Annotated in this window: 17 protein-coding genes and 1 pseudogene; 6 read left to right on the forward strand and 12 right to left on the reverse strand. The window is 73.6% G+C overall.

Translation table 11 applies throughout. The features are described from left to right. Positions 1 to 2 precede the first annotated feature (2 nt). On the forward strand, positions 3 to 821 hold the full coding sequence (pssA, locus tag ACH4VX_RS29805) for a CDP-diacylglycerol--serine O-phosphatidyltransferase (protein WP_398371748.1): 819 nt from the start codon (positions 3 to 5) through the stop codon (positions 819 to 821). Between the two features lie 248 nt (positions 822 to 1,069). On the opposite strand, the gene ACH4VX_RS29810 is transcribed toward pssA, so the two are convergent. Then, the gene (locus ACH4VX_RS29810) at positions 1,070 to 2,245 is read right to left on the reverse strand and encodes a glycerate kinase (RefSeq protein WP_398371687.1); all 1,176 of its coding nucleotides are present in this window, start codon (positions 2,243 to 2,245) and stop codon (positions 1,070 to 1,072) included. 139 nt (positions 2,246 to 2,384) lie between these two features. Here ACH4VX_RS29810 and ACH4VX_RS29815 point away from each other — a divergent pair, with 139 nt between their 5' ends. The 3 genes from ACH4VX_RS29815 to ACH4VX_RS29825 all read left to right on the forward strand — a co-directional run bounded on the left by ACH4VX_RS29815 (position 2,385) and on the right by ACH4VX_RS29825 (position 4,871). Next, complete coding sequence (locus ACH4VX_RS29815; protein WP_398371750.1) at positions 2,385 to 3,458, forward strand: ADP-ribosylglycohydrolase family protein; 1,074 nt, start codon at positions 2,385 to 2,387, stop codon at positions 3,456 to 3,458. A 124-nt stretch (positions 3,459 to 3,582) separates the two neighbouring features. After that, the gene (locus tag ACH4VX_RS29820; protein WP_398371688.1) at positions 3,583 to 4,086 is read left to right on the forward strand and encodes an NUDIX domain-containing protein; all 504 of its coding nucleotides are present in this window, start codon (positions 3,583 to 3,585) and stop codon (positions 4,084 to 4,086) included. Between the two features lie 59 nt (positions 4,087 to 4,145). Beyond that, complete coding sequence (locus ACH4VX_RS29825; protein WP_398371689.1) at positions 4,146 to 4,871, forward strand: SIR2 family NAD-dependent protein deacylase; 726 nt, start codon at positions 4,146 to 4,148, stop codon at positions 4,869 to 4,871. Here the strand turns inward: ACH4VX_RS29825 and ACH4VX_RS29830 are convergent. The 3 genes from ACH4VX_RS29830 to ACH4VX_RS29840 are packed head-to-tail and all read right to left on the reverse strand — an operon-like array spanning position 4,868 to position 8,863. Further along, positions 4,868 to 5,350: a methylated-DNA--[protein]-cysteine S-methyltransferase gene (locus ACH4VX_RS29830; protein WP_398371690.1), complete on the reverse strand. Its 483-nt coding sequence runs from the start codon at positions 5,348 to 5,350 to the stop codon at positions 4,868 to 4,870. The two genes, ACH4VX_RS29825 and ACH4VX_RS29830, sit on opposite strands and share 4 nt — an antisense overlap. Positions 5,351 to 5,372: 22 nt before the next feature. Further along, complete coding sequence (locus tag ACH4VX_RS29835; RefSeq protein WP_398371692.1) at positions 5,373 to 6,854, reverse strand: AlkA N-terminal domain-containing protein; 1,482 nt, start codon at positions 6,852 to 6,854, stop codon at positions 5,373 to 5,375. 56 nt (positions 6,855 to 6,910) lie between these two features. After that, positions 6,911 to 8,863 (reverse strand): heavy metal translocating P-type ATPase, encoded by a 1,953-nt coding sequence (locus ACH4VX_RS29840; protein ID WP_398371694.1) that lies wholly within the window; start codon positions 8,861 to 8,863, stop codon positions 6,911 to 6,913. A 34-nt stretch (positions 8,864 to 8,897) separates the two neighbouring features. Here ACH4VX_RS29840 and ACH4VX_RS29845 point away from each other — a divergent pair, with 34 nt between their 5' ends. Next, the gene (locus tag ACH4VX_RS29845; protein WP_398371696.1) at positions 8,898 to 9,257 is read left to right on the forward strand and encodes an ArsR/SmtB family transcription factor; all 360 of its coding nucleotides are present in this window, start codon (positions 8,898 to 8,900) and stop codon (positions 9,255 to 9,257) included. Here the strand turns inward: ACH4VX_RS29845 and ACH4VX_RS29850 are convergent. Together ACH4VX_RS29850 and ACH4VX_RS29855 are read right to left on the reverse strand one after the other, a co-directional pair. Beyond that, positions 9,238 to 10,092 carry a DUF72 domain-containing protein gene (locus ACH4VX_RS29850; RefSeq protein WP_398371698.1) on the reverse strand — a complete coding sequence of 285 codons (855 nt, stop codon included), beginning with the start codon at positions 10,090 to 10,092 and terminating at the stop codon, positions 9,238 to 9,240. The genes ACH4VX_RS29845 and ACH4VX_RS29850 overlap by 20 nt on opposite strands. 36 nt (positions 10,093 to 10,128) lie before the next feature. Next, positions 10,129 to 14,046, reverse strand: a complete 3,918-nt coding sequence (locus ACH4VX_RS29855) for a glycoside hydrolase family 2 TIM barrel-domain containing protein (protein WP_398371699.1) — start codon at positions 14,044 to 14,046, stop codon at positions 10,129 to 10,131. A gap of 246 nt (positions 14,047 to 14,292) precedes the next feature. Here ACH4VX_RS29855 and ACH4VX_RS29860 point away from each other — a divergent pair, with 246 nt between their 5' ends. Further along, complete coding sequence (locus ACH4VX_RS29860) at positions 14,293 to 14,817, forward strand: precorrin-3B C(17)-methyltransferase (RefSeq protein ID WP_398371701.1); 525 nt, start codon at positions 14,293 to 14,295, stop codon at positions 14,815 to 14,817. Positions 14,818 to 14,971: 154 nt separating this feature from the next. Here ACH4VX_RS29860 and ACH4VX_RS29865 read toward each other — a convergent pair whose 3' ends face one another. The 6 genes and pseudogenes from ACH4VX_RS29865 to ACH4VX_RS29890 all read right to left on the reverse strand — a co-directional run. Next, positions 14,972 to 16,300, reverse strand: coding sequence for a ricin-type beta-trefoil lectin domain protein (locus ACH4VX_RS29865; protein WP_398371703.1), 1,329 nt, complete (start codon positions 16,298 to 16,300; stop codon positions 14,972 to 14,974). Between the two features lie 863 nt (positions 16,301 to 17,163). Then, positions 17,164 to 17,675, reverse strand: a pseudogene (locus ACH4VX_RS29870) (O-acetyl-ADP-ribose deacetylase). Next, positions 17,672 to 19,081, reverse strand: a complete 1,410-nt coding sequence (locus tag ACH4VX_RS29875) for a phytoene desaturase family protein (protein ID WP_398371705.1) — start codon at positions 19,079 to 19,081, stop codon at positions 17,672 to 17,674. The pseudogene ACH4VX_RS29870 and the gene ACH4VX_RS29875 overlap by 4 nt, the downstream one beginning before the upstream one ends. Before the next feature lie 100 nt (positions 19,082 to 19,181). Beyond that, on the reverse strand, positions 19,182 to 20,027 hold the full coding sequence (locus tag ACH4VX_RS29880) for an inositol monophosphatase family protein (protein ID WP_398371706.1): 846 nt from the start codon (positions 20,025 to 20,027) through the stop codon (positions 19,182 to 19,184). Between the two features lie 100 nt (positions 20,028 to 20,127). Further along, positions 20,128 to 21,957 (reverse strand): gamma-glutamyltransferase family protein, encoded by a 1,830-nt coding sequence (locus ACH4VX_RS29885; protein WP_398371708.1) that lies wholly within the window; start codon positions 21,955 to 21,957, stop codon positions 20,128 to 20,130. Between the two features lie 67 nt (positions 21,958 to 22,024). Continuing rightward, a partial coding sequence (locus tag ACH4VX_RS29890; RefSeq protein ID WP_398371709.1) for an MFS transporter occupies positions 22,025 to 22,890 on the reverse strand: 866 nt, incomplete at its 5' end.

The raw sequence follows: 22,890 nt of genomic DNA on the forward strand, positions 1-22,890 counted from the left end.
GGGTGCCGGAGGCCGACGAGGTGGACGACGAGGAGGAGATGCCCCTCTCGCTCCGGCTGTCGATAGCGGACACCCTCACCCTGGGCAACGCCACCTGTGGCTTCATGGCGGTGTACTTCACCACCACCGGCATCCTGATCCCGCACCTCCAGGGCAGCCAGGAGACGGGCATGGCCCGCCACAGCGCGGCCACCGCCGTCATCCTGATGCTGTGCGCGGCGGTCTTCGACCTGTTCGACGGCCTGGTGGCGCGCAAGCTGCGCTCCTCGCCGATGGGCGCGGAGCTGGACAACCTGTCCGACCTGATCAGCTTCGGTCTGGCGCCGGCGTACTTCGTCCTGGTCTACGGCATGGTCGCGGACGACGCGCACCAGAGAGTGGCCGCGGTCGGGGCGATCGTGGTGCTGCTGGCGGTGGTGCTGAGGCTGGCGAGGTTCTCCTGCGTCACGGTGAAGGACGGCACCTTCCAGGGCATGCCGTCGCCGTTCGGGGCGCTGACGGTCGTCTCGATCGTGCTGCTGGAGCTGCCGTTCGTGGCGACGCTGCTGGCGATCATCGGTACGGCGTGGCTGATGGTGAGCCGGGTGGAGTACCCGAAGCCGCGGGGCCGCCTCGCGGTGGCCATGCTCTCCTGGATCGTGCTGTCGATGGGCCTGCTGGCGGCGTGGGCGTTCGACGCGCCGAGCGGCCAGCTGCTGCTGCAGACGGGCTGTGCGCTGCAGCTGGTGATGGGGGCGGTGATCCCGCTGTTCGCGACGGCGCGGCGGGTGAACAACTTCCGCGACAACCGCCGTGAGGCGCGGGCGACGCAGTTGCCGTAACGCGTGCGGTCGCTCTCGGCCCCGGACCCTGGTCGGGTCCGGGGCCCGTTTCTTTTGCGCCCGGCGCGGGTGGGGGCGTCGCTGTGCCCGCCCACCACCCGACTCGGTCACCTGAAAAGGGACCGCAGGCCCCCACAGTCCGTCCGGCGTTCGAGGACGAGGCCCACCCAGGGCCGACGCGGGGGTCCGGGGGCGTAGCCCCCGGGGGTCGGGAAGGGAAAGGGCGGTGGGAGCGGAAAACGCTCGCGTCAGCTCAGGAAGTCCCGCGCGATCCGCTCCGCCGTACGTTCCAGGATCGGCCCCGCATCCGCGATGCACACAGCCACGTCCGGCTCGAGGTCCGTCAGCGCGTACGCCCGCCGGATCCCCGCCCGCCCCAGGACCTCCGGCGGCAGCGCCAGCCGTCCGCACACCGCGACGACGTCCTTGTCCGCCGCCCGAGCGGCAGTGGCGACACCCACGGGGGCCTTCCCGTGCAGCGTCTGCTCGTCCAGGGACCCCTCCCCCGTGATCACCAGATCCGCCCGCTCCAGCGCCGGCGCGAACCCCAGCACGTCCAGCATGACCTCGATACCGGGCCGGAACCCGGCCCCGAGCAGCAGCGCGCCGTAGCCGATACCGCCGGCCGCGCCCGCCCCGGGGGACGCAGCGTACTCCGCGGCCTTCGGCCCCACCGCCCCCTCCAGCACCTTCACGAAGTGCGCGAGTGCCGCGTCCAGCGCCTCCACGTCCTCCGGCGAGGCCCCCTTCTGCGGGCCGTACACCGCCGGCGCCCCCTTGGGCCCGGTCAGCGGATTGTCGACGTCACTGGCGAGCACGAACTCGACCGACGACAGCCGCGGGTCCAGCCCGGACAGATCGGCGGACGCCACCTCGGCGAGCCCTCCGCCCCCCGGCGCCACCGGCTCGCCCCCGGCCGTCACGAACCGTGCGCCCAGCGCGGACAGCATGCCCGCACCGCCATCGGTGGTGGCACTGCCGCCCACCCCGAACACCACGCGCGTCGCCCCCGCGTCCAGCGCGGCCCGCAGCAGCTCACCCGAGCCGTACGTCGACGCCGTGAGCGGTGCGAACACCCCGGTCGGCAGCCGCTGCAGCCCGCTCGCCTCCGCCATCTCCACGACGGCCGTGTCACCGCGCAGCGCGTACGCCGCGGTCACCTCGTCACCGAGAGGGCCGGCGACCCGCACCTCCCGCCGCTCGAACCCGGCCGCGACCGCCGCGGCCACGGTGCCGTCGCCGCCGTCGGCCACCGGCAGCGCCTCGACCACCAGGTCCGGTACGACCCGGCGCAGCCCGGCCGTCACCCGCTCGGCGACCTCGACGGCCGTCAGCGACCCCTTGAACTTGTCCGCGGCGACGAGCACCCGCTGTGCCGGCCGTGCCGTACGAGTGCCGCTCCCTGCAGCGTCCGCCACTTGCATTCCCCTCGTTCTCCGGGCCTCGCGCGCATGTCAAGGCCAGTCGCGCCGCTGTGACCTTAACCGGCGGGCACGGTCGCCGCCATGCCCTGCCCAGCCCGTGGAACGGCCCGGAATCGGGTAGACCGGACCCATGACCGCCATGAACGCTGTGGACACGGAGCCGGGACTCGCCGACCGCATCCTCGGGGGCTGGGTGGGCCGGATCGCGGGCAACATGCTCGGCAAACCGGTGGAACAGGGCGAGGTGTGGACGCGCGAGCGCATCGACCGCTACCTGCGGCGGACGGGCGCCCTCCCCCTCACCGACTACCTTCCCGAGCCGCCGACCGAGAGCGAGGGCCTCGACCTGCGCCCCGAGTGGCGGTCCTGCGTCCGCGGCCGCGTCCACGGCAGCTGCCGGGACGACGACATCGACTACGCGATCCTCGGTCTCGACCTGCTGGAGACCCACGGCTTCGCCTTCAGCACCGAGCAGGTGGGCGACCTGTGGCTGCTGCGGCTGCCGTACCTGCAGACCTTCACGGCGGAGCGGGCGGCCTACCGCAACCTCGCGAACGGCCTCAAACCCCCGCTCACGGCCACCTACGACAACCCCTACCAGGAGTGGATCGGCGCCCTCATCCGCGCCGACATCCACGGCTGGACCTCTCCGGGTGCCCCGCGCCGTGCCGCCTCGCTGGCCCGCAGGGACGCGGTGCTGTCCCACACGGGGAACGGGGTGTACGGCGCGATGTGGGCGGCGGCGCTGGTCTCGGCGGCGTTCACGGCACCCACGGTGCGGCACGCCGTGGACGAGGCACTGACGGTGATCCCGGCGAGCAGCCGTCTCGCCCGGACCGTGCGCCGGGTGGCCTCCCTGCACGAGGCGGGACTGGCCTGGGAGGACACGCTCACCACGCTCGCCGGGGAGACGACGGGCCTCGGCTGGATCCACACGGTCCCGAACGCGGCCGTCCTCACCGCCGGCCTGCTGTACGGCGACGGCGACTTCACCCGCACCATCGCCCTGACCGTGCGCGGCGGCCTGGACACCGACTCCAACGGTGCGACGGCGGGCTCGGTGGCGGGCGTCCTGTGCGGCGCGACGGCCGTCCCGGCCCGGTGGAAGGACCCGCTCCAGGACACGGTCCGCAGCGCCGTCTTCGGCTTCGACGGGGTCCGGATCAGCGAACTGGCCGAACGAACGCTGCGGCTGGCGCAGGCAAAGGCCTGAAGTCCGTGCCCCCGGCGCACGCGCCTTCAGTGTCGATCACGGGACCGGCGTGTGCTGCCGTGCGCCCCGCACGGCCGGCTCCGTGCCCGCGGCGGTACCCGGCGCCACGGTTACCCTTCCGGGCATGACCACCACTCAGCCTGTCCAGGACTTCGCTACCTACGTCGCCTCCCTCCCCCGTGTCCTCGCCGGAGCCGCCGCTCTCTTCCGGGACGAGGAGGGGCGGGTGCTGCTCGTCGAGCCGAACTACCGGGAGGGGTGGGCGCTGCCCGGCGGGACGGTCGAGTCGGACGACGGGGAGAGCCCGCGCGAGGGAGCGCGGCGGGAGACGGCCGAGGAGATCGGGCTGGACCGGGAGCTGGGACGGCTGCTGGCGGTGGACTGGGTGCGCGGGCCGGGCCGGCCGCCGCTGGTGGCGTATCTGTACGACGGTGGCGTGCTCGGCGCGGACGACCTCGCGGCGATCCTGCTGCAGGAGTCGGAGCTGCTGTCCTGGCGGCTCGTTCCGCGTGAGGAACTGGCCGAGTACCTCCACGGCTCCCTGGGGCGCCGGGCGCTGGCCGCGCTGGACGTCCTCGCCGACGGTTCGGGCACCGCGGAGCTGGAGGACGGGTACCGGGTGCGCTGAGCCGGCGCGGGGCGATATCCGCTCGCCGGACCGGCGCCCCGCGGCCTACCCTCGGCCGCATGAGCAAGCTCCTCGTCGCCCTCCTCACCGGTGCCGGTGTCAGCACGGACTCCGGCATCCCGGACTACCGCGGGCCCGACGGACTGTGGCGCCGCGATCCCGAGGCCGAGAAGCTCGTGACGTACGAGTACTACATGGGCGACCCGGAGATCCGCCGCCGTTCCTGGCAGATGCGACGGGAGAACTTCGCGCTCGGCGTCGAGCCGAACGCCGCGCACCGCGCCGTGACCGGGCTGGAGCGCTCCGGGGTGCCGGTGCGGGTGATCACGCAGAACGTGGACGGGCTGCACCAGCTCGCCGGAATGCCGGACCGCAAGGTGCTCGAACTCCACGGCACGGCACGGAGCGTGGTGTGCACCAAGTGCCACGCGCGCGGCCCGATGGAGGACGCCCTCGCCCGCGTCGAGGCAGGTGAGGACGATCCGCCGTGTCCGCACTGCGGCGGCGTCCTCAAGCCGGCGACGGTGATGTTCGGCGAGCGGCTCGATCCCGTGGTGCTCGGCGAGGCGGCGGCGATCAGCAAGGCGTGCACCGTCTTCATCGCGGTGGGTACCAGTCTCCAGGTCCACCCCGCCGCCGGGCTCGCGGAGGTGGCCGCCAACCACGGGGCCCGACTGATCGTCGTCAACGCCGGGCCCACCCCGTACGACGATCTCGCCGACGAGGTGATCCGGGAACCGATCGGCACTTCGCTGCCCGGGCTGCTGCACCGGATCGCCGCCTAGAACAAGGCGGTTCCGCGCTCGAAGTCCAGCAGGCGCTGCTTCCGCTCCAGGCCGCCGCCGTAGCCGGTGAGGCTCCCGCTCGCGCCGATGACGCGGTGGCAGGGAACGATGATGCCGATCGGGTTGCGGCCGTTGGCGAGACCCACCGCGCGGGATGCTCTGGAGTTGCCGAGGGCGTCGGCGAGTTGGCCGTAGGTGCGGGTCTCGCCGTACGGGATGCGGGTCAGCCGGTCCCAGACGCGGCGCTGGAACGGGGTTCCGTGCAGGCGTATTTCGAGGGCGAACTCCTTCAACTCGCCCGCGAAGTACGCCGAGAGCTGCTCCCGCGCCTCGGCGAAGGGGGTGTCGTCGGGGGAGCCGAAGGTCTCCTCGGGCGGGCGGTGGCGCTGGTCGGTCATGTAGAGGCCGCACAGGACGCCGTCGTCGGCGACGAGCGTCAGCGGGCCGTAGGGGCTGTCGGTCACGGTGTGCTGCTTCATCGGTTACGGGTCCCTGGTTTCTTTACACCGGCAGGAAGTTGATCGGGTGGCTGTCCGTCGCCCACAGGTACTGGACCGCGTACGCCCGCCAGGGCCGCCAGGCCGCCGCGCGCGCGGTGAGGGCGGCCGGGGTGGAGGGCAGGCCCAGTTCGCGGGCGGCGCGGCGGATGCCGAGGTCGGTGGGGAGGAAGGCGTCGGGGTCGCCCAGGGCGCGCATGGCGATGACGTCGGCCGTCCAGGGGCCGAAGCCGGGGAGGGCGAGGAGCAGGGCGCGGGTCTCGGGCCAGTCGCTCTCGGCACCCAGGTGGAGGTCGCCGTCGGCGAGTCGGCGTACGAGAGTGGTGAACGTGGTGCGGCGGGTGCGGGGCATGGCGAGGGTCTCGGGGTCGAGCGCGGCCAGTGCCTCGGGGGACGGGAAGAGGTGGGTGAGCCCGCCCTCGGGGTCGTCCACGGGGGTGCCGTGCGCGGTGACCAGGCGGGCCGCGTGGGTGCGGGCGGCGGCCGTGGAGACCTGCTGGCCGAGGACGGCCCGGACGGCGAACTCCGCCGCGTCGACCGTGCGCGGCACGCGGCGGCCGGGTGCCTTGTCGACGAGGGGTGCGAGGACCGGGTCCGCGCGCAGCTGCTCGTCGACGGCGACCGGGTCCGCGTCCAGGTCGAGCAGGCGGCGGCAGCGGCTGATGGCGACGGTGAGGTCGCGGGGGTCGGCGAGGGTGAGGCGGCAGGCGATGTGGTCGGGACGTGGGGTGAGCGCGACGATGCCGTGCCCGTACGGCAGGCGCAGCGTGCGCCGGTAGGCACCGTCCCGCCACTCCTCCACGCCGGGTACGGCGGTGGCGGCGAGGTGGCCGAAGAGGTTGTCGGGGTTGAGCGGGGCGCGGAACGGCAGGCGGAGGGAGAGCGCTCCGGGGGTGGCGCGGGAGGCGTTCTTCGGTGCCCGGGTGCGCAGGTCGCCCGGGGCGAGTGCGTAGACCTCGCGGACGGTGTCGTTGAAGGTGCGGATGGAGGAGAAGCCGGCCGCGAAGGCGATCTGCGCCATCGGCAGGTCCGTGGTCTCGATGAGCAGCCGCGCGGTCTGGGCGCGCTGGGCGCGGGCGAGCGCGAGGGGACCCGCGCCCAGCTCGGCGAGCAGCTGGCGTTCGACCTGCCGGGTGCTGTAGCCGAGCCGGGCGGCGAGACCGGGGACGCCCTCGCGGTCCACGACGCCGTCGGCGATCAGCCGCATGGCGCGGGCCACCGCGTCGGCCCGCTGGTTCCACTCCGGTGAGCCGGGGCTGGTGTCGGGCCGGCAGCGTTTGCAGGCCCGGAATCCGGCCTGCTGGCAGGCCGCCGCGCTCGGGTGGAAGACCATGTTCCCGGGCTTGGGCGGGACCACCGGGCAGCTGGGCCGGCAGTAGATGCCGGTGGTCAGGACGGCGGTGAAGAACCAGCCGTCGAACCGCGCGTCCTTCGACCGCACGGCGCGCACGCAGCGCTCGGTGTCGGTGTGCATCCCCTTCTGCATGCCTCAAGGATCGGGCACGGCCGGCGCCCCGGTCTGGCGGGAATCCGACATCGACGTCACGTGTCCTGCGGCTGCCCGGATCGCCATGCCGACGCGCGGAGCAGCCGCAGCCCGTTCAGGCCGACCAGCACGGTGGATCCCTCGTGGCCGGCGACGCCGAGCGGCAGGGGGAGATGGCCGATGAGGTCCCACAGGACGAGGCCGGTGATGGCCGTGCCCGCGATGACCAGGTTCTGCGTCACGAGCCGGCGGGCGGTGCGGGAGAGCCGTACGACCGCGGGCACGGCGGCGAGTTCGTCGCGTACGACGACCGCGTCCGCCGTCTCCAGGGCCAGGTCGGAGCCCGCGCGGCCCATCGCGACGCCGGCGTGTGCGGCGGCGAGGGCGGGCGCGTCGTTGACGCCGTCGCCGACGAACAGCACCTTGCGGCCTGCGTCCTGGAGGTCCCGTACGGCGTTCACCTTGTCCTCGGGGAGGAGGCCGGCGCGGAGGTCCGTGAGGCCGGTCGCGGTGGCCACGCGGGCGGCGGCGTGGGCGTTGTCGCCGGTCAGGAGGACGGGGGTGGTGCCGGTGAGGGCCGTCAGGGCGGAGGTGGCGGCCGGGGCGTCGGGGCGGAGCCGGTCGGTGAGGGCGAGGGTGCCCACGGGGGTGCCGTCGCGGGTGACGCGGACGACGGTCTCACCGTGCTCCGCCTCCGCCGGGTCCCCGCGTCCGACGGTGATCACGGCCCCGTTCACCGTGGCGGTGATGCCGTGGCCGGGTGTGGCGGTGAAGTCCGTGGCGGGGGCGAGGGACAGGCCGCGGGTGCGGGCGGCGGTCACCACGGCGCGGGCCAGCGGGTGCTCGCTGGAGTGCTCGGCGGAGGCGGCCAGGGTGAGGAGGGCGCCCTCGTCCAGGCCGGAGCCGGGCAGCGGGCGTACGGCGGTGACCTCGGGGGTGCCTTCGGTGAGGGTGCCGGTCTTGTCGAGGGCGGACGCGTCGATCTCGCCGAGGCGTTCCATGGCGACCGCCGACTTGACGAGGACGCCGTGGCGGCCGGCGTTGGCGATGGCGGACAGCAGGGGCGGCATGGTGGCGAGGACGATCGCGCACGGCGAGGCGACGATCATGAAGGTCATCGCCCGGAGCAGGGCGTCGGTGAGGTTCTCTCCGGAGGCGAGCGGAACGCCGAACACGGCGAGGGTGGCGACGACCACGCCGACCGCGTACCGCTGCTCGATCTTCTCGATGAAGAGCTGGGTCGGCGCCTTGGTGCGGGAGGCCTCCTCGACCAGGGTCACGATGCGGGCGATGACCGAGTCGGCGGGGTCGCGGCCGACCCGGACGCGCAGGGCGCCGGTGCCGTTGAGGGTGCCGGCGAAGACCTCGTCGCCGGGGCGTTTGACGACCGGCAGGGATTCACCGGTGATGGTGGCCTGGTCGGCCTCGCCGACGCCGTCCAGGACCGTTCCGTCGGCGCCGATGCGCTCCCCCGGGCGGACCAGCACGAGGTCACCGACGGCGAGTTCGGCGGTGGGGACCGTCTCCTCGCCGCTCTCGGTGACCCGGGTCGCCGTCGTGGGCGCGAGGTCGAGCAGGCCGCGTACGGAGTCGGCGGTGCGGGCGGTGGCCAGGGCCTCCAGGGCGCCGGAGGTGGCGAAGATGACGATGAGCAGGGCGCCGTCGAGGACCTGCCCGATCGCGGCGGCGCCCAGCGCGGCGACGATCATCAGCAGGTCGACGTCGAGGGTCTTCTCACGCAGTGCGCGCAGCCCTTCGAGAGCCGGTTCCCAACCGCCGCACACGTAGGCCACGGCGTACAGGCTTCCGCCGGCCCAGCCCGGCGCACCGCCGAGATCGGCGGCGAGCCCCGCCAGGAAGGCGACGAGCGCGGCGAGCGCCCACCGGGCTTCCGGGAGGGCGAGGACACGGGTACGGCGGCGCGGCGCCGGGACACCGACGGACGACCGGGGCGCGGGAGCGAGAGTCACGGACACCCGGCCACCATACAGGAACACATGAAGACTCATTCATGCGTTCATATGCGATGGGTAGGATGTCCTCATGGGTCATGGAGCCGTCATCCCGCGAGACGAGGCCGAGCGGGTGCGCCTGGACGCGGACAACGTCGCGAAGGTCGCCACCACGCTCCAGGCCCTGTCCACGCCCTCCCGGCTGCTGATCCTCGCCCGGCTGCGCGAGGGCCCGCTGCCGGCCACGGAGCTGGCGGCGGAGGTGGGCATGGAGCAGTCGGCCTGCTCTCACCAGCTGCGGCTGCTGCGCAATCTGGGCCTGGTGATCGGCGAGCGCCGGGGCCGTTCCGTGGTGTACGCGCTGCACGACCACCATGTCGCCGAGCTGCTCGACCAGGCCGTCTACCACGTGGAGCACCTGCGGCTGGGGATCAGCGACGCCGCGGGGTGAGCAGCCCCCGCATGGTCTCGGCCGCGCGTACGGCGGCGTCCGCACAGCAGTTGTTGAACAATACGTGCAGCTCGTCCGTCTGCCGGGCCGCGCGGCGCAACCGGGGGACCCAGGCGGCGAGTTCGGCCACGTCGTAGTCGTGGCGGAAGCGGTCCTCCTTGCTGCCCCTCCCCCAGGCCCTGCTGCGGCCGTGGAACCGTACGACGGCGAGCGAGGGACGGCTGACGGGCACGACGGGAGGCAGGGAGCCGGTGAGCCCCTGGGCCATGTCCACGCCGACGGCCGTCGCGCCCAGCCCGGACAGCAGCGCGAGGGTGTCCCCGGCCCGTTCCGCCTCCCACCACGCCGGATGCCGGAACTCGACGGCGAGCGGCCAGCCCGCCGCGCGCCGCGCGCACTCCTCCAGTGCCCGCTCGGCCGGGGCTCCGGGCGCGAACCGGGGCGGGAACTGGAACAGTACGGCGCCCAGCCGCCCGGCCTCGCGCAGCGGCTCGACCGCCTCCGTGAACCTCCCCCACACCTCGTCCAGCAGGGCGCCGTCCACCGGCCGGTCCCGCAGGTCGGCGGGGAGCGCCTCCGGCCGGGTGGGGTGACCGGTCAGCAGCGAGAACGCCTTGACGTCGAAGCGGAAGCCGTCCGGTGTGCGCTCCACCCACAGCTCGCTGTTGCGGCGGCTGGGCAGCGCGTAGTAGCCGGAGTCCACCTCGACGACGGGCAGCCTGGAGGCGTAGTGCCGCAGCCGCCCTTCGGCGTCCCGCCGGCCGCGCGGGTACCACCCGCTCGCCACGAGTTGGCGGTCCGTCCACGAACAGGCCCCGACCAGAATGTCACCCATGGGAGCCCGGGTACCCCGGGCTCCCGCGTGTGCCCCCTACTCGGTCGCCGTGGGCCGGCGCGAGGCCGCCGTCGCCCCGCCCACGTCGGTGAGCGGGCGAAGACGGTAGGTGTACGCGTAGTCCCGGTCGGCGAAGAGTTTGAACTCGTCGTGGGTGTGCGCGCCCCAGCTGTTGTCGCCGCCGACGCCCATCTGACGGTGGTTGACCCGCAGGACGACCGCGTCCCGTGGCGTCAGCTGGTAGTCGTGCCGGACGCCGGCCGACAGGTCCTCCGGGGTGAAGTGCGAGGCGTTGATCTCCAGGAGGGGTGCGCCCGACACCAGCAGACCGCGCCCGTCGTCGTCGGTGAGGGCGGCCCAGCGGACATCGGTCTTGTTGCCGTTCTCCTGCGGACGGATGCAGGGGGTCCACTGGTCGGCCACGGTCGACGTGTAACGGCCCACGTCGGTACCGGTGTTGCGGTCCCAGTGGTTCTCCTCGGGGCCACGGCCGTAGAAGTGCAGGCGGTCCAGGCGGCGCGGCAGGAACAGCAGTGTGCCGACCTCCGGGATGTACGGCAGGTTCGCGGCGCCCGGGTGCAGGGTGTTGTCTACCTTGATCTCGCCGTTGCCGAACACCGTGTAGGTGGTGGTGTACGTCGACTCCACGGTGGTGGGCAGCGTGCCCCCGACCGTGATCTCGACGGCCCGCTCGCCGAGGGCCCGTACGGTGACGTCGGTGACCTTCCGCCGGGCGCCGGCGTCGCGCCAGGTCTGGTTGCGGGTGTGCTGGCCGTTGCCGCGGTCGTTGTCGGTGGGCGCCCGCCAGAAGTTGGGCACCGGTCCGGAGGTGATCAGGCGGGTGCCCTTCGCCTCGTAGGAGGTGATGGTGCCGCTGCTCCTGTCGACGGTGACCGAGAAGTCCCTGCCGGTGATCCGGATGTCCTCCTCGCGGTCCTCGTGGCGCAGGGCCGGGACGCTGTCCAGGGGTACGGGGGTCACGGCCGGGCTTCCGGCGTCGAGCGGGAGCTGCTGCCGGGCCACCTCGAAGCCGGCCTCGGCCCACGGTGTGGACTCCTTGGTGGTGAAGGAGAGCTGGAGGAAGTACTCCGTGCCCGGGTCCGGGTCCTTCGGCAGGCGTACGGGCAGGGTGATGTCCTTCCCCGACAGCGGCGCCACGTCCAGCTGGTCCCGGGTCAGCCTTCCCCGCCGTACGACCTCGCCGTCGGCGACGAGTTCCCAACGGCCGTCGAACTCGCGGAGGTCGGTGAACAGGTACTCGTTGGTGAGGGTGACGGCGCCGGGGACGCCCTCGTCGGAGCCGCGGGCGACGTTGATCGCCTGGTAGACGCGTTTGACCTCGGCGGCCTTGCCGGTGTGACCGCGGTCGGCGGTGACGACGCCGTCCGCGACGAACGCGCCGTCGTTGGGGTTGTCGCCCCAGTCGCCACCGTAGGCGAGGAACGTCCTCTCCTTGGGCCGCTTCCTGTCGGCCCCGACGGTGGCGGCGTCGAACCAGAACCGCACACCGTCGTCACCGGGCCCCCGGTCGTCCGAGGCCAGCTCGGTGGCGGTGAGGGCGCGCGCGTAGACGCGGGCGCGGCGGATGGTGCCGCTGAACTCCCGGGTCTGGTTGTCGGCGTCGGAGGCGAGGGCGAGCGGCGCGGTGTTGCTGCTGGGGCGCCGGGTGGTGGTCCGGGTGCCCTTCACCGCGCCGTCGGCGTACAGGGTCAGCGTGCCGGCGTCCGCGTCGAAGACGCCCGCGATGTGGTGTTCGCGGCCGGTCCAGTCGTCCGGCAGCACCCAGCTCGCGGTGATCCACTGGCCGCCGGAGTGGATGAAGAACTCCAGGGTGTCGTCGGTCTGCTTGAGCGCGTACTGGGTGTCGCCCTTGGCGAGGATCGGCTGGTGGTAACCCGTCACGTCGGGGGTGACCCATGCCTCCAGGGTCAGTGAACCCGTGAGGTCGAGGCTGTCGTCGCGTTCGAAGACCGTGATGCCGGAGAGGCCCTTGTCCCGGTCGAGGCTGCCGCGGGTGGCGAGGATCTCGCCGCGCAGGCCGGCCGGACCGGACTCGGTGAGCAGGGTGCGGGCGGGGACGGGCGTGTAGAGGGACTGGTCGACGAAGTCCCAGATCCAGCCGCCCTGGAGGACGTCGTGGCGGCGGACGACGTCCCAGTACTTCTTGAAGTTGCCGTTGGAGTTCCCCATCGCGTGGGAGTACTCGATCATGACGTACGGCCGGGTGTCGGCGGTGTCCTTCGCCCGCTGCTCGACGCGTGACGGACTCTCGTACATCTCCGAGCGGATGTCGCTGATCCCCGGCCGGTCGTCGCCCTCGTACTGGATGACGCGGGTGGCGTCGTAGGAGCGGATCCAGTCGTGCATGGCGGTGAAGGTGGTGCCGCCGCCGGCCTCGTTGCCGAGCGACCAGATGACCACCGAGGGGTGGTTCTTGTCGCGGTGGACCATGTTCCGGGCGCGGGCGACGCAGGCCGCCGTCCACTCCGGGTGGTCGCCCGGGTACTCGGAACGGATGCCGTGGGTCTCGAGGTTGGTCTCGTCGACGAGGTAGAGGCCGTACTCGTCGGCGAGTTCGTACCACAGCGGGTTGTTGGGGTAGTGCGAGGTGCGGACGGAGTTCATGTTCATCCGCTTGATGAGCGTGATGTCCTCGACCAGGTCCTCGCGGGTGAGGGCGGTGCCGCGGGACGGGTGCATCTCGTGGCGGTTGGTGCCGCGGAAGGAGACGGGTCGGCCGTTGATCCGCATCAGCCCGTCCTCGATGGCGAACTCGCGGAAGCCGACGCGGTGGGACAGGGTCTCGACCACCTTGCCGGCCGGGTCGCGGAGTCTGAGGACGGCCGTGTAGAGGTCCGGGTGCTCGGCCGACCACAGCCGGGGCCCGGCCACGGCCTTCGAGGCCCGCACGGTGACGTCCTCGCCGGCGCCGGCCGTACCGAGGTCGGCGGTCTGCTCGAGCGGACGGGACCAGACGGCGTGGCCGCGCGCGTCGTACAGCTGGGTCTCCACGGTGTACCGGCCGGACTCGCCGCCGCCGTACGCCCGTACGCTCGCGGTGACCGCCAGCTCGGCCTGCGTGTATGTGTCGTTCAGCGGGGTGTCCAGCTTGAAGTCGCGCAGGTGCACGGCCGGGGTGGAGTACAGGTACACCGAGCGGAAGATGCCGCTCAGCCGGATCATGTCCTGGTCCTCCAGCCAGTCGCCGTCGGCGTAGCGGTACACCTCGACGGCGATCTGGTTGGTGCCGGGCTTCAGGTGGTCGGTGATGTCGTACTCGGAGGGCGTGTAGGAGTCCTCGTCGTAGCCGACGAGTTCGCCGTTGATCCACACGTAGTGGGCGGACTTGACGCCCTCGAAGTGGAGGAAGGTGCGCCGTCCCCGCCAGTCGCGCGGGACGGTGAAGGTGCGCCGGTACTGGCCGACCGGGTTGTAGCGGGTCGGGGCGGCGGGCGGCTGCGGGTCCTCGCCACGGCCGTTGGGGCCCCAGTACGGGTAGGTGATGTTCAGGTAGATCGGGAAGTCGTGGCCGTGCAGTTGCCACACGGACGGGACCGGGATGGTCTCCCAGTCGCCGTCGTCGGTGTCGGTGCGGTGGAAGTCGGCGTCCCGGTCCTCGGGGCGGTCGGCGTAGGCGAACTTCCAGGTGCCGTCGAGGCTCTGCCGGTAGGGCGAGCGGGTGCGGTCGGCGGTGAGGGCCTGTCGCACGTCCGCGTACGGCATGAGCGTGGTGTGCGGCGGCTGGGTACCGAGCCGGAAGACGCCGAAGTCGTTCCACTCCGGGGGCGTGTCGGCCGCCGCCGGCCGGCCGGCCGCGTGCGCCGCGACGGGCGAGGCGGGCAGGGCGAGGGCGCCGAGCGCGGCGGCGCCGGACTCCAGGAGACGGCGGCGGCTGACGACCGGCGGTCCCCCGTGGGGGGACCGGCCGGCGGGAGACGTGTGCGGGTGCGGCATGACCGTGGCCTTCCTCGGTACGACAGAGCGCTGCACGGACTGAGGGCACGTCGGACTCCCCCTCGACGCGTTGCCGGACGGGGCGTTGCGACAGGGGGACATCGCAACCAGTGGTGACGGAGCGATTACTGAGCCAGCCACACCCTAGGACTCGAACACAAACGAAGCAATGATCCCGTCGGACTCTGTTCGTTCCTGGTGTTTCGGCCGGAGCTTCCGGGATTCCCCGTCTGGAATGATCTGCTCATGCCACGGACATGCCCCCGCCTTCTCGCCGCCCTGCCGATCCTCCTGCTCGTCGCCGTGACGGCCGGATGCGCCGGTACGCCGGCCCGTTCGCCCGAGCCGCAGGGCTACTGCCCCCTTCCCGAGGAACGGGGGCCGACGCCTTCCCCCTGCATCCCCTTCGACTGGAACCAGCGGCTGGCGGAGAACCACGCGTACCGCGAGCGGATAACCATCACGGCGGAGCAGAAGGAGGCGGCCGCGCCACGGGCGAAGGCGCTGGCCGCCGCGTTGGGGAAGTCGGCGGACGCCGGACCCACGGAGAACGGGCTCCGCGCGGCGGCCGCCGACGCCATCGGAGTACGGCCGGAGGCGCTCGAGCTACGGACAAAGGGTTTCGCGGTCCCCGATCACGGTGTGCTGCTCGGCGGCGGCAAGGGCCGGGTGTGCGTCAACGGCACGGTCGACGCCACCGGCCACGCCGATGTGGAGGTCGTCGGCCGCACCGTCGAGGGCACGTGCCTGCCGGGCGAGGGCGGACACTGACCTCCGGACGCCGCGCGGCGAACGCCTCGCACGTCCGCGCGCCGCACACCCACTGCGACCGCCCGCCACGGGAGGACGGGCCCGGAGGACGGGCCCGTCGACACCGATGCCGCCGCCGGCTGCGGGTGGCGGCACTCCGGGTCCGGGGACGGAATCAGCCGCGCCGCCAGGTCTGGTTGGCGGTGCCGGTGCAGGGCCACAGCTTGACCGGCGTGCCGTCGGCCTCCTCGCCCCACCACACGTCGACGCACTTGTTGCCGGCCTTGAGCGACACCAGGTCCTCGGTACTGTTGATCTTGAACTTCTGCCCGCTCGACCCGTCGCACCGCTGCAGCCGGACGGCCGTGTCCTTCTCCACCGACCCGCCGTCCAGCCCCATGCACAGGTCCTCGCCGATGCGCAGGGTGCTGTCGATGTCGTGGAAGGACCAGATCTGGGCGCCTTCCGGGGCTCCGCAGGGCTGGATGACCAGTTCCGCCCCGACTCCCCGGGAACTCGCGGTGAGGCACTTGCCGGTGTCTGCGCTGACGATCCGGGCGGCGGCGACGGTGACCGTCGTGTCCGCCTTCCTCTCGGTCCGCCGGTCCGACTCCTTCGCCGTGTCCTCCTCCTTCTTTCCCTGCGAGGCGGCCCGCGGGCTTGCGTCGGCGACGGAGCCGGAGTCGTCCGGGGGCGCCTTGCCGTCGTCCTTCACCTCCGCCTCCCCGTCCCTCGCCTTCTTCCCGTCTTTCCCGTCGTCGCCTTCCTCGTCCTTCGACGAGTCCGCCGGAGCGCCGCCCTTCGAGGGCCCCGCGGCATAAACACCCGGCGGCTGCTGTGCTTCCTGACCGTCGAGCAGCGCCCGGGAGTCGGCGGCCGCGGTGGCGTGCCCCTCGGGCCGCTCGTCCCGGTCGTCGCCGGCCATGATCAACAGCGGTACGGCGAGCAGGATCACCCCGGCGATTCCGGCGGCGGCCAGCATGGGGGCCTTCGGCCGCCCCGGCGCACCGTCGCCGTCGTCGCTCCCCCTCCCGGCCCCGCCGGACCGGCGGGCGCCACCGAGTGCGGCAGCCGGTCCGGACAGGGGCTCCGCGGTGCGGGCCGGTGACGCCGTGCCGTCCGGTGACGCCGTGCCGTCCGGTGACGCGGTGCGGGCCGGCGTGGCGGTGCCCGCCACTGTCTCCGGCCGTTCCCCGCGGTCCGCACCCGGTTCCGCGGCCTCTTCCCGTGCCCCCGGCTCGCTCGCGGCCGAGGTCATCCCGGACTCGGCCGTGGAGGGGGTTCCCGTCTCGTCCCGGCCGGTCTCGCCGGCCCTCGCGGTGCCTTCGGCGGTGACGGTGTCGCTCGTGGTCTCCGTGCCACGGTGCGGGGCGGGCCGCAGCACGGCCTGCTGCACGTCGTCGCCCACCGGGGACAGCACCACCGCGCGACGGACCGGTGACCCGCCGTCGGTGCCGGCCGGGCGGGCGGACGCGCCGCCACCTGACCTGTTCTGGCGTGACATTGCTCGTTCTCCTTCGGTCTCACGGTTGTCCGCCGCACGGCGGCCGCACGCTCGCGGTGCCCCGTGGCCGGGGCGCGGTGCCGGGTTCGGAACATCACCGGCCTCCACCGGGCGTGGACGGCCGCCGCACGAAGAGCGTTCCACCGGGGTGACGGGCACGGCACCGTCCGCCGCGCTCGCCTCCCGGCCGTCGGCGATCCGCCCGGCCGGGCAGGGCAGGTCCGTTCGCTCGTGCCGCACGGCCCCGGACCGGCCCGACAGGTCCCGCGCCGTCCCGGTCACCCGGCCGTGCACCCACCGGTCGGGGCCCTTCTCCGCCCCTTCGAGAGCGTCACCCGCTGTCCGGTGGGGTGCCGGGCACCGTGACGCGGGCGCGCGGAGGACGAAAAGGCCGGAAGGTACGGCTCCGGGCGCAGGGGAATTGATCGGCCCCGCGCCGTCCCCCGTCCTCGCCGGGCACCACACCGCGCACGGAGCGCCGCCCCCTCGCGTCCACGACGGCGGAATCGAATCGGTTCACGGCCACCGCGGCAGCGTAGCGGGGGCAGATGGCCGGCAAGACGTCCGAGATGTCACTCCACCGACCCCCGCGCGTACCCTCCTGGTCACCTTTCCCGCGTCCCGCGTCCCGCGTCCCGCGGCGCACGGCGCACGGCCGGCCGGCCGGTCGGCCGTGCGCCGCGGCCGGGCCGGGCCGGGCCGGGCCGGGCCGGTGGGGAGCATCGCCGGCAGGTGTGCGGACAGCCGCCGGGCGTCGCCGGTGTCGTCACCGCGGGCGGCGGTGGCCTCGGCGCCCGTCACCCGGTGCTTCGGACCCCGCTGTCGGCGGCGCTCGGCCGGCTGCGCGGCTCCCGTGGTTCCCGTCAGCCGAGTTGCCGGGCGAACGCTTCGTACGCCCGGTCGTCGAAGAGAACGAACCTCACCTCTTCGACGGCGGTCGGCGTGTTCCGCACCGTCTCCACCGCGATGCGGGCCGCGTCGTCCATCGGCCACCGGTACACGCCGGTGGAGATCGCCGGAAACGCGACCGTCCGGGCACCCAGCTCGTCGGCCACGCGAAGCGACTCCCGGTAGCAGGAGGCGAGCAGCGCGGGATCACTGCCTGAAGCCTGATGCACCGGGCCGACGGTGTGGATCACCCAGCGGGCTTCGAGGCGGCCCGCGGTGGTGGCGACCGCCTGACCGGTCGGCAGACCCCTGCCGTACCTGGAAGCGCGCAGGGCGCGGCATTCGGCCAGGATCCCCGGTCCGCCCCGGCGGTGGATCGCGCCGTCCACGCCTCCCCGCCGAGCAGGGAGGAGTTGGCCGCGTTGACGATCGCGTCGGCGCTCTGGTGGGTGATGTCGCCCTGGACGAGCGTGATCGTGGTGGTCATGTCCGGCGCAGCCTCCTCCAGACGGCCTTCGCCGCGTTGTGCCCCGACATGCCGTGCACGCCGGGGCCGGGCGGGGTGGCCGACGAGCAGATGAAGACGGCCGGGTGCGGGGTCGCGTAGGGGAACAGGGAGAGTTTGGGACGCAGCAGGAGCTGGAGTCCCGAGACCGCGCCGGAGGCGATGTCTCCGCCTACGTAGTTGGCGTTGCGGGCGGCGAGTTCGGGCGGTCCCGCGGTGGCGCGGGCCAGGACGCGGTCGCGGAAACCGGGGGCGTAGCGCTCCAGCTGGCGTTCCAGGGCGTCGGTGAGGTCGCCGGTCCAGCCGTTCGGCACATGGCCGTACGCCCAGAAGACGTGTTTGCCGGCCGGGGCCCGGGTGGGGTCGGCGACGCCTGGCTGCACGGTGATGAGGAAGGGCGCGTCGGGGGCGCGTCCCTCGCGGGAGGCGGCGCGCAGGGCGGTGGCGATCTCGTCGCTGTCCGCGCCGATCTGCACGGTGCCGGCGGTACGGGCCTGGGGCGCGGTCCACGGGACGGGGCCGTCCAGCGCATAGTCGATCTTGAAGACGCCGGGGCCGTAGCGGTAGTTCGCGTAGTGGTTGCCGAAGCCGGCGATGCGGGCCAGGGCGGTGGGCGAGGTGTCGAAGACGTACGCCCGGGCCGGTGGCAGGTCGTCGAGGCGCTTGACCTCGTAGTCGGTGTGGACGCTGCCGCCGAGGTCCTCGAGATACGCGGCGAGGGCGTCGGAGATGGCCTGGGAGCCGCCCCGGGCGACGGGCCAGCCGCGGGCGTGCGCGGCGAGGGCGAAGACCAGGCCGACGGCGCCGGTGGCGAAGCCGCCGAGAGGGGCCATGACATGGGCGACGAGGCCGGCGAACAGGGTGCGGGCCCGCTCGTCGCGGAAGCGGCGGGTGAGCCAGGTCGACGGGGGCAGGCCGGCCAGGCCGAAGCGGGCGAGGGTGACCGGGTCGCGGGGCAGCGCGGTCAGCGGCAGCGACATGAAGTCGCGGGCCAGGGTGTCCCACTTGGGCAGGAAGGGTTCGACGAGCCGGCGGTACGTGCCGGCGTCGCGCGGCCCGAAGGAGGCGGCCGTCTCCCCGACCGACCGGGACAGCACGGCCGCCGTGCCGTCGGGGAAGGGGTGCGCCATGGGGAGTTCGGGGTGCAGCCACTCCAGGCCATAGCGCTCCAGCGGCAGGGCGCGGAACGCGGGTGAGTTGACGGCGAGGGGGTGGGCGGCGGAGCACGGGTCGTGGCGGAAGCCGGGGAGGGTGAGTTCCTCGGTGCGGGCGCCGCCACCGACGGTGTCCTTCGCCTCGAACAGGGCCACCGAGAAGCCGCGCCGGGCCAGCTCGACGGCAGCGGTCAGCCCGTTCGGCCCCGCGCCCACCACGACCGCATCGAGCATCGACGGCACCTTCGGACTCCTTTGTCAGCCGACGGCCACTGGAGGATCAGGATATGCCGGACCGCTGACGTTCTCCTGGGGCCTCCGACGAGGGGGGTGATCAGGCTCCGTCCGTCAGCAGTTCCACCACCCGGCGGGCGGTGGCCGCGTCGCGGGCCGCGGTGAAGGGCAGGGTGTTGCCGCCCTTGATGCTGAAGGGCTCGCCCGCGCGCGTGAGGTGGGTGCCGCCCGCCTCCTCCACGAGGAGCAGACCGGCCGCGTGGTCCCAGGCGGCTTCCCAGCTGAACGCGGTCGCGTCCGACTCGCCGCGGGCGATGGCCAGATACTCCAGTCCGGCCGAGCCGCAGGCGCGGGGGGCCACGCCGTCCGTCCACAGGCCGAGCAGGGCGCGCTTCTGCTCGTCCGTGGTGTAGTCCGGGTGGGAGGTGGCCACGCGGAGATCGCGGCCGGGTTCCGGGGAACCCGCGCGCAGCCGCTCGCCGTCGAGGCGGGCCCCCTGTCCCCTTACGGCCGTGGCGAATTGGTCGCGGGCGGGGGCGTAGGTCCAGGAGGCGTACACCACTCCGCCCCGCGCGAGGGCGACCAGGGTGCAGAAGCCGGTGTCGCCGTGCACGAACTGGCGGGTGCCGTCGACGGGGTCGACGATCCACACCGGCGCCTCGGCCTGTATCGCCTCGTACGACGCCGGGTTGGCGTGCACCGCCTCCTCGCCGACCACGACCGAGCCGGGCAGCAGGGCGGCGAGCGCGTCCGTGAGGTACAGCTCGGCGTTGCGGTCGGCGTCCGTCACCAGGTCGTGCGGGCCGGCCTTGAGGTCCACCTCGTGGTCGGCGAGCCGCCGCCAGCGCGGCATGATCTCCTGCGCCGCGGCCTTGCGGACCAGTTCCTCCACGTCGGAGGTGTGCCGGGCGAGAAACTCGTCGATGGTTTCGTTGTTCTCGATCATGCCTCCATGAGAGCACGCGCCACTGACAATCCCCACCCGCCCGGTGCACTCCAGGTGTTATCGGGATGAAAATGGGGTGCCGGCCCGTGGCGTCGTGGGCTCAGCGGCCCACCGCGTAGCCCTGCTGGCCGCGCGGATTGGCCGCCGCCGAGAGGACGCCGGTGGCCGGGTCCCGGGCGACGGCGCAGAGCCGGCCCTCCGACCAGGCGTCACCGACCGTCACCTCGTGGCCGCGGCGGCGCAGCGCCTCCACCACCGCCGGGTCCGTGCGGGACTCGACGGTGACGCTGCCGGGGCGCATGCCGCGCGGGTAGAAGGAGCCGGGGAAGCTGTCGTTGTGCCAGTTGGGGGCGTCGATGGCGCCCTGGAGGTCGAGTCCGCCGCGTACCTTCTCGCGCAGGGCGACCGCGAGGAAGAAGTGCAGCTGCCACTGGTCCTGCTGGTCCCCGCCGGGCGTGCCGAACGCCATGACGGGCACCCCGTCGCGCAGGGCTATGGACGGGGTGAGGGTGGTCCGGGGGCGGCGACCGGGGGTGAGGGTGCCCGGCAGTCCCTCCTCCAGCCAGGTCATCTGCAGCCGGGTGCCGAGCGGGAAGCCCAGTTCGGGCACGACGGGGTTCGACTGGAGCCAGCCGCCGCTGGGGGTGGCCGCGATCATGTTGCCCCAGCGGTCGACGATGTCCAGGTGGCAGGTGTCGCCGCGGGTGCCACCGTCGGCAAGGACGTCGGGTTCGCCGGGCACGGGGGACGTCGGGCTCTTGGCGACGGTCGGCTCGCCGACGCCCATCGGCCTGAAGCCGGGGTCCTCGGTGACCACCCTGCGCGCGTGGGCGCTCAGCCGGGGGGTGCGCCCGCCGGGGCTGCCGGGCCGCAGGTCGTGGGAGGCGCGGGGGCCGACCCTGGTCCGCCGCTCGGTGTTGTACTCGGCCGACAGCAGGTCGTCGAGCGGCACCTCGGCCGCGTCCCCGTACCAGGCCTCGCGGTCGGCCATGGCGAGCTTGCAGCCCTCGATCAGCAGGTGCAGGTACTCGGCGGAACCGTAGCGGGGCAGTTCCGGCGGGAGCAGGGCGAGTTGCTGGAGCAGGACCGGGCCCTGGCTCCAGGGGCCGGCCTTGCACACGGTCCAGCCGTTCCAGTCGTACGTCACCGGGGTCTCGTAGGTCGCGGACCAGTCGGCGAGGTCGGCGGCGGTCAGGGTGCCGGTGTGGCGCTCCCCGCTGGTGTCCATGGTGGGGCGCCGGGCCTGCCGGACCAGGGCCTCGGCGATGAACCCGGTCCGCCACACCTCCCGCGCGGCGTCGATCTGCGCCTCCCGGTCCCCCTCCCCGGCGACCTCGGACAGCAGCCGCTTCCAGGTGGCGGCGAGGGCGGGGTTGCGCAGCAGTTCACCGGGGCGCGGGGCCCGGCCGCCGGGCAGGTACACCTCGGCCGAGGAGGGCCACTCCGTCTCGAACAGTTCGCGTACGGTCTCGACGGTCCCGCCGACGCGCTCCACGGGAGCGTGCCCGTCCTCGGCGTACCCGACGGCGTACTTTAGGACGTCGGCGAGGGTCTTGGTGCCGTGGTCGCGCAGCAGGAGCATCCAGGCGTCGAAGGCACCGGGCACGGCCGCGGCGAGCGGTCCGGTGCCGGGGACGAGGTCCAGGCCGAGTCCCTTGTAGTGGGCGACGCTCGCCCCGGCCGGGGCAACGCCCTGCCCGCACAGCACCCGCACCTCACCGCCGGCCGGCGCCAGCAGGATCGGCACCTCACCGGCCGGTCCGTTGAGGTGCGGCTCGACGACGTGCAGGACGAAGGCCCCGGCCACGGCGGCGTCGTAGGCGTTGCCGCCGTCCTCCAGCACGGCCATCGCCGACTGGGAGGCCAGCCAGTGGGTGGAGGACACCATTCCGAAGGTGCCCTGGAGGGTGGGGCGGGTGGTGAACTGCATCTCTCACCTCGGGGTTCGCGCGTGCCGGCAACGTTGCCCATCTGTTCGGCCCTGATCGGTCAGCAGGCTACCGATCGACGCCGGCGTCCTCACGGTCCGGTGCGGATCCGGTGCCCTCGGCGGCGCGGCGGCGGGCGTCCTCGTCGGTGCGGGCGTCGTAACCGACCAGCCCGGGCAGCGCGGCGGTGAGCAGGCCCACCGCCGCGACGCAGGCCAGTCCACCGGTCCAGATCGCCGGGCGGGCGCCGGTCCAGCCGGCCATCGCCCCGGCGCGGACCTGGCCGAGCTGGGGACCGATGCTGTAGGAGAGGACCTCGATGCCGGCGAGCCGGCCGCGCAGCCGGTCGGGGATGGTCTGGTTCCAGATGGTCGAGCGGCCAAGACCGCTCAGCATGTCCCCCGCTCCCGCCAGGCCGAGGAAGACCAGTACCAGCCAGACGTTCGGCGTCCAGCCGGCCGCCGCCATGGCCAGGCCCCAGCCGGCGGCGCCGAACACCACCAGCAGGCCGTGCCGCTGCGTCCGTGACACCCAGCCGCTGGTCAGGCTCACCAGCAGCGATCCGACGGCGCCCGCCGAGTACATCAGGCCCAGCGCCCAGTCGGCGTCGAGCTCGTCGGCGAGGAAGGGGAAGATGGTGTTGGGGAAGGCGAAGAACATCGCCGCCAGGTCCACCGCGTACGTGCCGAGCAGCACCGGCCGCGACCAGGCGTACCTGGCCCCTTCGGCGATGCCGCGCAACGACGGCTTGGCGGCGTGCTCGACGGGCGGCACGGGTGAGAGCCGACGGCACATCAGGACCGACGCGAAGAAGCAGACCACGGTGGTGGGGGGGGGGGGGGGGGGGGGGGCCGGGGGCCCCCCCCCCCCCCCCCCCCCCCCGGCGCGCCCCCCCCCCCCCCCCCCCCCCCCCCGCGGCACCGGCGCCCCCCCCG

Source organism: Streptomyces sp. NPDC020731, assembly GCF_044334705.1.
Lineage (GTDB): Bacteria > Actinomycetota > Actinomycetes > Streptomycetales > Streptomycetaceae > Streptomyces.

Bases quoted from the DNA above. Each gene is read 5' to 3' on its own strand.
- ACH4VX_RS29810 (WP_398371687.1), bottom strand. From the start codon at position 2,245: ATGCAAGTGGCGGACGCTGCAGGGAGCGGCACTCGTACGGCACGGCCG.
- ACH4VX_RS29815 (WP_398371750.1), top strand. From the start codon at position 2,385: ATGAACGCTGTGGACACGGAGCCGGGACTCGCCGACCGCATCCTCGGG.
- ACH4VX_RS29820 (WP_398371688.1), top strand. From the start codon at position 3,583: ATGACCACCACTCAGCCTGTCCAGGACTTCGCTACCTACGTCGCCTCC.
- ACH4VX_RS29825 (WP_398371689.1), top strand. From the start codon at position 4,146: ATGAGCAAGCTCCTCGTCGCCCTCCTCACCGGTGCCGGTGTCAGCACG.
- ACH4VX_RS29830 (WP_398371690.1), bottom strand. From the start codon at position 5,350: ATGAAGCAGCACACCGTGACCGACAGCCCCTACGGCCCGCTGACGCTC.
- ACH4VX_RS29835 (WP_398371692.1), bottom strand. From the start codon at position 6,854: ATGCAGAAGGGGATGCACACCGACACCGAGCGCTGCGTGCGCGCCGTG.
- ACH4VX_RS29840 (WP_398371694.1), bottom strand. From the start codon at position 8,863: ATGAGTCTTCATGTGTTCCTGTATGGTGGCCGGGTGTCCGTGACTCTC.
- ACH4VX_RS29845 (WP_398371696.1), top strand. From the start codon at position 8,898: ATGGGTCATGGAGCCGTCATCCCGCGAGACGAGGCCGAGCGGGTGCGC.
- ACH4VX_RS29850 (WP_398371698.1), bottom strand. From the start codon at position 10,092: ATGGGTGACATTCTGGTCGGGGCCTGTTCGTGGACGGACCGCCAACTC.
- ACH4VX_RS29855 (WP_398371699.1), bottom strand. From the start codon at position 14,046: ATGCCGCACCCGCACACGTCTCCCGCCGGCCGGTCCCCCCACGGGGGA.
- ACH4VX_RS29860 (WP_398371701.1), top strand. From the start codon at position 14,293: ATGCCACGGACATGCCCCCGCCTTCTCGCCGCCCTGCCGATCCTCCTG.
- ACH4VX_RS29865 (WP_398371703.1), bottom strand. From the start codon at position 16,300: ATGTCACGCCAGAACAGGTCAGGTGGCGGCGCGTCCGCCCGCCCGGCC.
- ACH4VX_RS29875 (WP_398371705.1), bottom strand. From the start codon at position 19,081: ATGCTCGATGCGGTCGTGGTGGGCGCGGGGCCGAACGGGCTGACCGCT.
- ACH4VX_RS29880 (WP_398371706.1), bottom strand. From the start codon at position 20,027: ATGATCGAGAACAACGAAACCATCGACGAGTTTCTCGCCCGGCACACC.
- ACH4VX_RS29885 (WP_398371708.1), bottom strand. From the start codon at position 21,957: ATGCAGTTCACCACCCGCCCCACCCTCCAGGGCACCTTCGGAATGGTG.